The organism is Streptomyces sp. MK37H (assembly GCF_018035285.1).
Classification (GTDB): domain Bacteria; phylum Actinomycetota; class Actinomycetes; order Streptomycetales; family Streptomycetaceae; genus Streptomyces; species Streptomyces endocoffeicus.
Genome location: NZ_JAAAYH010000669.1, coordinates 1 through 3274, shown reverse-complemented (window position 1 = coordinate 3274; position 3274 = coordinate 1). Strand labels below are relative to the sequence as shown.

The window sequence follows — 3274 nt, the reverse complement described above, 5'->3', positions numbered from 1 at the left end:
GCGGCGGGGCGGCCGCGCTGGTCACCAACGCCACCCAGAAGTCCGACACCACGATCTCCACTCCCGTGGTCAACGCCAATTCCACCAGCCACAGCGGGGTTTCGGCCGTCGCGGCGGCCGTCAGTCCCAGCATCGTGGAGGTCAGCGCCAGCGGCACCAGCGGTCAGTCCACCGGCTCCGGCGTGGTCATCACCAGCGGCGGCGAGATCATCACCAACAACCACGTGGTCTCCGGCGCCGACGCGATCAAGGTCACCTTCAGCGACGGCAGCAAGAAGACCGCGACGGTCGTCGGCACCGACAGCAAGAAGGACCTCGCCCTGATCAAGGTGGAGGGCGCGAGCGGGCTGAAGGCCGCGTCCCTCGGCGACTCCAGCAAGGTCACGGTGGGCGACCAGGTGGTGGCCATCGGCTCGCCGGAGGGCCTTACCGGCACCGTCACCAGTGGCATCGTCTCCGCGCTCGACCGTGACGTGACCGTCTCCACGGACCAGGGCCAGGGCCAGGACGGTCAGGGGCCGGGCGGCGGCGGGCAGTGGCCGTTCGAGTTCGGCGGCGGCCGGTACAACGGCGACGTCGGCTCCTCGACCACCACCTACAAGGCCATCCAGACCGACGCCTCGCTCAACCCCGGCAACTCCGGGGGCGCGCTGATCAACATGAGCGGTCAGGTCATCGGCATCAACTCCGCGATGTACTCCGCGGCCTCGGGCCAGAGCTCCGGCAGCGCGGGCAGCGTCGGCCTCGGCTTCTCGATCCCGGTCAACACCGTCAAGTCCGATCTCGCCTCCCTGCGCGCGGGCGGAAGTGACAGCAACACCTGATGGACGTGCGAGGCTGGCAGCAGCGCCGCACAGCCCTCCGCGGCCACCTCCCCGCCCCACCGTCACCCGCTTTGAGGAAACCGACCCATGAGCTCCGCCGACCACGGCGATCAGCCGGCCCGCATCCTGATCGTCGACGACGAGCCGGCCGTCCGGGAAGCCCTGCAGCGCAGCCTCGTCTTCGAGGGCTACGCGACCGAGACCGCCGTGGACGGACTGGACGCGCTGGGCAAGGTCGGCTCCTACGACCCCGAGCTGATCGTGCTCGATGTGCTGATGCCCCGGATGGACGGGCTGACCGCCGCGCGGCGGCTGCGCGCCACCGGGGTGACGCTGCCGATCCTCATGCTCACCGCGCGGGACACGGTCGGCGACCGGGTCACCGGACTCGACGCGGGCGCCGACGACTACCTCGTCAAACCCTTCGAACTGGACGAACTGCTGGCCCGCATCCGTGCCCTGCTGCGCCGCAGCTCCTACGCGGGCCGGCAGGGCGCGGCGCTGCCCGAGGGGGACGTACTGGCCTTCGGCGATCTGCGGATGGACCTGACGACCCGCGAGGTCGTCCGGGGCGCGCGCCGCGTGGAGCTGACCCGGACCGAGTTCACCCTGCTGGAGATGTTCCTGGCCCATCCGCGCCAGGTGCTCACCCGTGAGCAGATCCTTAAGGCGGTGTGGGGCTTCGACTTCGAGCCGTCGTCCAACTCGCTGGACGTGTACGTGATGTATCTGCGCCGTAAGACGGAGGCGGGCGGTGAGCCGCGGCTCGTGCACACCGTGCGCGGGGTGGGGTACGTCCTGCGGCCCGCGGAGGGCGAGCCCTCGTGAGGTTCCGCAGACTGCCGCTGCGCTCGCGGCTGGCCCTGCTGACCGCCGTGGCGGTCGCGGTCGCGGTGGCGGTGTCCGCGTTCGCGTCCTGGCTGATCGTCCGGGAGCAGCTCAGCGCCCAACTCGACTCGTCCCTGCGCAACGTCACGGTGGACGAGCGCAATGTGCTGAGCATCCTGGAGGCGTGCCAGAGCCCCGAGGGCGCCGACGACCGCACCCCGCACGCCCTCGGCTCGTACTCCGTGCAGATCGTGCTGGCCGACGGGAGCCGCTGCACCCAGCCCGGGGCGACCAAGCTGCCGGTGACCACCGCCGATGTGGCCGTGGCCGTCGGGGAGCGGCCTAGCGCGCTGCATGACGCGACGGGCGCGGGCGGCGAGGACATGCGGGTGTTCACCTACCGGCCGGCCGCCGGCCCCGGCAGCCCGCTGCCGCGCGGGATCGCCGTCTCCATGGCCCGCCCGCTGAGCGAGGTCGAGCATCCGCTGGGCACGCTCGCGCTGGTCCTCGCCCTCGTCGCCGGGGTCGGCGTCGTGGGCGCGGGAGCGGCGGGCCTGTGGATCGCCAGGACCGGGCTCAAGCCCGTGGACCGGCTGACCGAGGCGGTCGAGCATGTGGCCCGTACGGAGGACCTGGCCGTGCGCATCCCGACGGAGGGCGATGACGAGATCGCCCGGCTGTCCCGGTCGTTCAACTCCATGACGGCGGCCCTCGCCTCCTCCCGCGACCGTCAGCAGCAGCTGATCGCGGACGCCGGGCATGAGCTGCGCACCCCGCTCACCTCGCTGCGGACCAATATCGAGCTGCTCGCGCGCAGCGAGGAGACCGGGCGCGCGCTGCCGCCCGCCGACCGTAAGGCGCTCATGGGGAGCGTCAAGGCGCAGATGACCGAGCTGGCGGCGCTGATCGGCGATCTTCAGGAGCTGTCCCGCCCCGACGCCGTGCCCGGCAGCGGGCCCCCACAGGTGGTCGCCCTGCACGAGGTGGCGCGGACGGCCCTGGAGCGGGCCCGGCTGCGCGGCGCCCATCTCACGATCAACGCCTCGATCGAGCCCTGGTACGTCCGCGGTGAGGCGATCGCCCTGGAGCGGGCGCTGGTCAATCTGCTGGACAACGCCGTGAAGTTCAGCCCTTCGGGTGGTGTGATCGACGTCGTCCTCAGAAGCGGAGAGGTACGGGTGCGGGACCATGGCCCCGGCATCCCCGCCGAGGAACTGCCGCATGTCTTCGAGCGCTTCTGGCGCTCCCCGTCCGCCCGCAGCATGCCCGGCTCGGGCCTCGGCCTGTCGATCGTGGCCCGTACGGTCCAGCAGTCGGGCGGCCAGGTGGGGCTGGAACCGGCCCCGGGCGGCGGCACGGTCGCCTGGCTCAGGCTCCCGGGCGCGCCGACGGCTCCGCCGGAGATCGCCTTGGGCTGACCCCGGCCTCGTCCGGCCCGGGCCCGGTTCGCCTCTGGTCCGGTCCGGCGCCGCTCCGGCTCAGCCCGGTCCCGCCCGGCTTGGTCAGCGAGGTCCGGCGGGTCTTTCCCCTCCCTGCCCCTTCCCGTTCCCAGGGGCTCCGCCCCTGGACCCCGAGGTCTGGGGCGGAGCCCCGGCACGGATCCGGGGCGGAGCCCCGGCACG

General features: G+C 72.5%; 3 protein-coding genes. All 3 read left to right on the top strand.

Annotated elements, in window-relative coordinates; translation table 11 throughout:
* Positions 1–824, top strand: an 824-nt coding sequence (locus tag GWI24_RS42450) for a S1C family serine protease (RefSeq protein ID WP_210951355.1), incomplete at its 5' end; no start/stop codon positions are given.
* Positions 825–911: 87 nt separating this feature from the next.
* Positions 912–1652: a response regulator transcription factor gene (locus GWI24_RS42445; RefSeq protein WP_210951354.1), complete on the top strand. Its 741-nt coding sequence runs from the start codon at positions 912–914 to the stop codon at positions 1650–1652.
* On the top strand, positions 1649–3070 hold the full coding sequence (locus tag GWI24_RS42440; protein ID WP_210951353.1) for a cell wall metabolism sensor histidine kinase WalK: 1422 nt from the start codon (positions 1649–1651) through the stop codon (positions 3068–3070). Before GWI24_RS42445 ends, GWI24_RS42440 begins: the two co-directional genes overlap by 4 nt.
* Positions 3071–3274: the final 204 nt, after the last annotated feature.

What these genes read in the sequence shown, in the direction of transcription:
- GWI24_RS42445 (WP_210951354.1), top strand. Translation starts at nt 912, where the DNA reads ATGAGCTCCGCCGACCACGGCGATCAGCCGGCCCGCATCCTGATCGTC.